Origin of the sequence: Schlesneria sp., from assembly GCF_036405755.1 — a bacterium.
Taxonomy (GTDB): domain Bacteria; phylum Planctomycetota; class Planctomycetia; order Planctomycetales; family Planctomycetaceae; genus Schlesneria; species Schlesneria sphaerica.
On sequence record NZ_DASWWZ010000606.1, the window covers coordinates 1 to 5,978 of the forward strand.

Genomic DNA, 5,978 nt, shown 5'->3' on the forward strand with positions numbered 1-5,978 from the left:
AGCCAGCAATCGCTCAATCAGTGCAGCTCGTTTTGCGGGGTCGGATTCGCTCCGAAAGGCGTGAACGTCCGCCGGACTGGGCAACTGCCCCGCAATGTCGAGCGAGGCCCGGCGAAGGAAATCTTCGTCGTTGCATAGCTCGGCCGCCTGTATTCCGGCACGCGCCAACTCCGCCAGAATTTGACGGTCCACTTCCGCAGCAACTTCCTGCGCCGAAATGGACCGGGGATCTGTCAGAGGTAACGGCGTGATGACAGGAATTGCGGGAGAAGTTGACGCCTCCCCCGTAGCAGCACCTTCTGTCGTGCCGACGGGTGTCCCCCCGTCCGACGTCGCTGCGCTGAGCTCCTTCAATTGATTCGCAGGAGCGACCGCACTTGCGGTTTCTGCCGGAACGGCCTCTGCAGCAGAGACCATCGTCGCACGCAGCAGCGACGGCATGGCAGGAGCGACCCCTGCAGCTCCCCCAGCCAGAACGGCTGGAACAGAGAGAAAAGTGAAATGCCGGAACTGTTTAAGCATTTTCATGTTGCTCCAGTCTCAATGATCGCCCCCGGATTCCTTCCGGGTGCCGAGTTCTTACGCAAATCATTCTTGAGTTAGCACTTACAAGGAATCGCGGAAGCCGCTTGGGTAGACGGTTCCCGACCCCTGGAAGGTTAAACACCCCAGACCGGAAAAAGTTTCGGTGCAAATCGCAGAAAATGGGAATGGGAGCGACCCTTGACGTTATCCGGCATATCCGTGAATTTCCCCTCGTACCGATTCGTCACCGTCCGACCGACTGCTTCTGAAGGGATTCCGTGTCTGCAACCACCCCCGTTCGTCTTCGGCAAGTCCGTGGTGTCCTGTTCGACATGGATGGCGTCATCTACGTCGGAACGCGACTCCTGCCGGGCGTCCAGGAAATGTTCGACTATCTGGAACGAACAGGTCGGAAGTGGTTGTGCGTCACCAACAACGCCAGCCGAACCCCCGTCCAGTTTGTGGAAAAACTGACGGAAATGGGGGTGAAAGCCCGGCCCGAACAGATCCTCGGCAGTGCGGAAGCAACCGCAGGCTGGCTCGCCGAACAGATTGAGCAACAGGGCTGGCCCAAGGGCAAGATCATCATCGTCGGGCAGGATGGACTCCGTTCCGCTCTGCAGCAGTACGGGTTTGAACTGACCCTGGAACCGACCGAAGCGACGTATGCCATCGCAGGAATTAACTTCGAAGTCACCTACGAGGAACTCGCTCGCGTCTCGCTGGCGATCCGTAACGGAGCTCGCTTTCTCGGAACCAATTCCGATCCCAGTTATCCCAGCGAACGAGGACTGCTCCCCGGAGCAGGCAGCATCCTTGCCTTGCTTCAGGCCGCCACCGAAGTCGCCCCGACGGTGATCGGAAAGCCCAACCGCGGGATGTACGACCAGGCACTCCACCGTATTGGTCTGCAGCCGTCGGAAGTCATGATGGTCGGCGATCGATACGATACAGACATCGCCGGCGCCCTCGCAATCGGCCTGACAACCACTGGCGTGCTGACTGGTATCAGCAAACGCCAGGATTTTGAATCGGCCGCCGTACCGCCTCACTTTATTGCAGACAACCTGGTCCATCTGCGGCAACTGTTCGAACAGCAGGATGCGGTATAGGGAACAAGGGCCACAAACTAGTCCTTCCTTGATTGTCCTCTTCGCACGGAAATACATCCGCGACAAGTCGGCGATCGCGCATCTCATGCGTCGGAGACGTGCATTCGGGATTATTCACTGAACGGCATTAAACCTGTTCGACCAAACCCGCCTCCTTCGCCTTGCTCGCCACGGCGCTTTGCTTCAGGCTCAGTCGCTCGACGCCGTCCCCCACGGCAAAGCTTTGCCGAATCGACTCCAGGTTCGCCGTGAACTGCTCCAGCCGATCACGGTGGCGAGAGAACTCCGCGCACCGCTGCTCCAGTTCGGGAAACAAACCTGCTCCCGCCTGGACACGAGCCAGTTCGCGGGCCAGAACTTCAATCCGGGAGGTCAGACCTCGTCGCAAACGTGCCGTATAGCTCATCACGAACACCGCAACCCAGATCACAAAAAACAGCAGCGCCGGGATATAGAAGTTCGTGTCCAGCAGAGGCTTCTCAAGCCAGAACGAGTCATAAAAGAAGTTGCGGCCCACGCGATACAGCAGGAAGGCGGGCAACAGTATGAACAACGCCTCGTACACCAGCCGGGTCGTCCAGTGCGAGTGCCGTTTGGCCGCTTCCAGAATGAGCACGTCAATCCGCCGAGCGGCGTCGGTCAGGAACTCAAGCTGAATCCCTGCCGCGGAATGGCGCAAATGTTCCAGGGCATTGGTGTCCTGCAGGGGCCGATCGAGCTTGGCTGCGTGAACATGTCCCGAGATCACCATCTGGGCTTCCCGCAGTTCCGAATCAGTCAGCCCCAGCGATGATAAAGACTCCAGCCGGCGCTCTGCCTCGTGTTCCTGCTGCTGCGACGTCAGCCAGCGAGTTCCGTGCACCAGCCCGACCAGTGCCATCTGGGCCGTCGTGTGAGACCGCATCAGCGAAAACGAAGCCAGCAGGCTGGCCTGACTATGCCACAGCTTCAGCATCGACGCGAACGGGCTGTAGCCCCACATTTCGGTCACTTGTCCGAGCAACCGCCGCTCCCACAACCCTCGACTGACCAGCAGTTCTTCTTCCAGCCGTTCGGCCATTCGCTCGGTCGTCCGATGACGCTGTTCTGCCAGAGCTTTCTCGAGCCTTGCCACGAGCGGAGCGTGATTGGCCAGGACTTCGCGAGCGTGTGTCAGGACTTCCTGCACCAGCCCCATCAGGTTACTGCGGCGAATCCGAACACGCTGGGTCGCCGAAAGCTCCTGCATCAACAGGTCCAGCAACCGCCCGAACTCTCCCGTCGGCCGAATCCCATTCTTCTGTTCCTGCAGTGCCTGCTTGGAATTGACGAAGAACATCTCCGCAACCTGAAACTGCGGACTGAGCTGCTTTCTCCAGTCGTCGCGAATATCCGAATCGAGATCCGCATGCGACTGAATAAACACCACCCGGCATCCGTTGGCTGCCTGCATCAGTTCTTCGCTGACGCGTGCGGAACGGTACTTCTGTTGTGTCCCCACATACAGCAGTACGTCGCAATAAGGAAGCAGCCGATGCAGGCGAGCGAGGTTACTGGTCGCCGTCTCGGACTCCGTGGTATCGGGGTCGGGACAATCAATGATGACGATGTCGCGCAGCAGCGGAGACTCGACGCGCACGATCTGCAACTCGTCGTCTCCGGAGTCCAGTGGCAGGTGGTACGTCGAGAGATCCGTCTGCGGATGAGCCAGCACGATGGGCAACGTCGTGGTCGGCCGTTCCCGTCCCGCCGTCGTCACTTCATGACCGACCAGTCCATTGACTAAGGAACTCTTTCCAACCCCCGTCCCCCCGAATGTTGCCACGACCAGCGGGGCCTCAACACGAGCACGCAATGGCTCCAGACGCAGCAGCAAACGTTTTACCAGTGACTGACTCTGCTGGACCGGCTCCCACGGCGTCGGTTCAGCCACCCACCCCCTCAGTCGCGCGATCAGATCGTCGACTTGAGCGAGTAACTCCATTTGCGCCAGTTCCGCGGTCATTCACGTATCCAGTGTTTGCGTTGAGATCCCCACCCTCACCAACCCGGCACTGCATCATAAGCCGCAAGCCGCTGCGACTGTAGTCATGCAGCATACGACCACCGAACACGACAACGGCGATGTTCAAAGCCTCGACCGTGCCCCAGCAACGTCGGTAAGAAGATTATTCGAGGCAATATTCCAACAGGAGATGTCGCTCACCTGCGAACAAATTCCCGCTACCAATCCAGCCACTCTCCGACGATCTCCTCGACCTCTTCGGCTTCAAGAGTTTCATGAGCCAGCAGGCTATCAGCCAAGGAAGCGACGGCGGACCAGTTGGGTTCGGAATCCAGCATTCGGTACAGCACACCCGTCACTGACTCCAGGTATTCCAGTCGTTTCCGCTGATCGGAAAACAGCGTCGCAGCGGCTTCCCAGGCAGCCTGCCAGTCACTGGCCCATTCCGCGACCAACCCCGGATGGTAGGGGTCACCCGAATAGAGCATTTCTGCCACCGGCCCGGCCAGCGACACCTGAATACAGTTCTCGCACAACTTCCGCTCGGACATGCGAGACGTCCGCCAGACCACCTGAGTATCCCCAAATCGCTGCGGACCGTCATCGTCATCCGGTTCGATCGTCACCGACCGAACCTTCCCTCCCAGAAACGCCGCCATGAACGCATGCCCGGCTTCGTGATACGCAGTCAATTCCACCAACAGCACCTGCAAGAGTTTAAGTCAAATTTTCCCGGGGCCTTTCAGCCTCCCACTCGCGCGCAGGAAGCCGCACTAACATTTTGTCATCCTGCTTCGAGTCGAGTAACGTAGTGCAGGATCCAAATTCCCGCGAGACAGAACCGCCTGATTGCGGTCGATTCCGCATTCTGTAATCACCGATTACTTCCCACCCCAGTACGGCGACGCAATCGGAATTTGTGGCGGTATCGTCGATGATCAAAGACATTCTGCGATTCGAATCCGATGCGTTTTCATGAGAGCCTCCTGTGCGAAACGGCAAGGAAGTTAGCGACATGCCGCTCGGTGAGGATCTCTGTCACCACCTGAAATCAGTCATCGAGAGCCGAACGACCGCGTGGAACATCAGCGGTCCTGTCGAAGAAGACTTCGGTGCCGTGTGAAAGCTTTGTCGCCAAAATGACGTTTTGACCGTGACCACAAGTTGGCAGGGCGAGAACGAGTGGGCATTGGTTTTTGCACAACCACGCGGGTGCATCGGATGGCTTCTGGACCGACACCCTGACACGCTGAGGTGCTGACGATTTCACGGACAGTTCAACACACAAGAAATCATTCCTGCAGTTCGAACTGATGTGGGGTCAAGTATCCGAGGGCGGAGTGTTTTCGGTTGAGGTTGTAGTAAGCGATGTACTCACCGATCTCACGCCGGGCGATGCGGTGATGTTTGTAGTCGGTCATTTCGAGTTCTGTCTTGAGGGTGCCGAAGCAAGATTCCATGAAGGCGTTGTCGTAACAGTTGTCAGCACGGCTCATGCTTTGTCGGGAGTCTGCCCGACGAAGGATCGCGCGATACCGGCCTCCCGCGTACTGCCCTCCTCGGTCGGTATGGTGAATCATCATCGGGGCGGGCTGACGGTCACGGATTGCAGCCTGGAGAGCGGGGATCACCAGTTCTTCTGTCATCGACTGATCGACATTCCAGCCGACGATCCGCCGTGAATAGCGATCCATGAGAACAGCGAGATAGCAGAAACGCCCGTCCGTCAGGGGGACGTAGCTGATGTCGCCAACCCAAAGATCATTCAATGAACTCGGCTCAGGAGCCTCAAGTAACAAATTCGGGCTGTACCCTAAACGATGTCGGCTCTGCGTTGTCTTGGGGACGAAAGACTTCGGTTGAATGGCCCGCAGCCCCTGTAAACTCAGCAGTTGAGCCACTTTTCGCGGTGAGCAGATCTCTCCTTGATCGGCTAACTCCTCCGCAATTCGACGCGCGCCATAACGGCGGCGATGGTTCCAAAAGATGGCTTGGATTTGTTGAGCCAGTCGCGTGTCACGAGATTCTCGCCCGCTGGGGATACGCTCTCTCCAGGCGTAATACGCGGACCGACTGACTCCCAACACCTCGCACACGACACTGGTTTGAGCACTGCTTGATTGTGCGATACCCGGCACGGCAGCGTAGATGTCTGTCACTCGTTGCGGCCGAAAATGGCCAACGCTTTTTTTAGGATGTCACGCTCCCGAATCACTCGCTGAAGCTCCACTTCCAGTTCGTGGACTCGCGCTTCCAGCGTGCTTGCGATCGGGCCCGACTCCTCAAGCTGCGTCTGTTTCCATCGGTAGAGAACATTGGGGCTCGCCAGGCCCAGTCGCTCCGCAACGGAACTGGCA

General features: G+C 58.2%; 6 protein-coding genes. 1 reads left to right on the plus strand and 5 read right to left on the minus strand.

All coding sequences use genetic code 11. From position 1 onward, the window contains the following. Positions 1-528 (minus strand): DUF1549 domain-containing protein (locus tag VGE80_RS20040; RefSeq protein WP_440593887.1); only part of this gene is annotated, 528 nt, incomplete at its 3' end. Positions 529-803: 275 nt separating this feature from the next. On the opposite strand from VGE80_RS20040, the gene VGE80_RS20045 reads away from it, so the two are divergent. Further along, positions 804-1,637 carry an HAD-IIA family hydrolase gene (locus tag VGE80_RS20045; RefSeq protein WP_440593888.1) on the plus strand — a complete coding sequence of 278 codons (834 nt, stop codon included), beginning with the start codon at positions 804-806 and terminating at the stop codon, positions 1,635-1,637. A gap of 127 nt (positions 1,638-1,764) precedes the next feature. Here VGE80_RS20045 and VGE80_RS20050 read toward each other — a convergent pair whose 3' ends face one another. The 4 genes from VGE80_RS20050 to VGE80_RS20065 form a co-directional block, all read right to left on the minus strand. Continuing rightward, positions 1,765-3,621 (minus strand): GTPase, encoded by a 1,857-nt coding sequence (locus tag VGE80_RS20050; RefSeq protein ID WP_440593889.1) that lies wholly within the window; start codon positions 3,619-3,621, stop codon positions 1,765-1,767. A gap of 218 nt (positions 3,622-3,839) precedes the next feature. Beyond that, positions 3,840-4,319, minus strand: coding sequence for a hypothetical protein (locus VGE80_RS20055; protein WP_373651139.1), 480 nt, complete (start codon positions 4,317-4,319; stop codon positions 3,840-3,842). Between the two features lie 594 nt (positions 4,320-4,913). Beyond that, positions 4,914-5,780, minus strand: coding sequence for an IS3 family transposase (locus tag VGE80_RS20060; RefSeq protein WP_440593890.1), 867 nt, complete (start codon positions 5,778-5,780; stop codon positions 4,914-4,916). Next, a partial coding sequence (locus tag VGE80_RS20065; RefSeq protein ID WP_440593891.1) for a transposase occupies positions 5,777-5,978 on the minus strand: 202 nt, incomplete at its 5' end. The genes VGE80_RS20065 and VGE80_RS20060, both read right to left, overlap by 4 nt.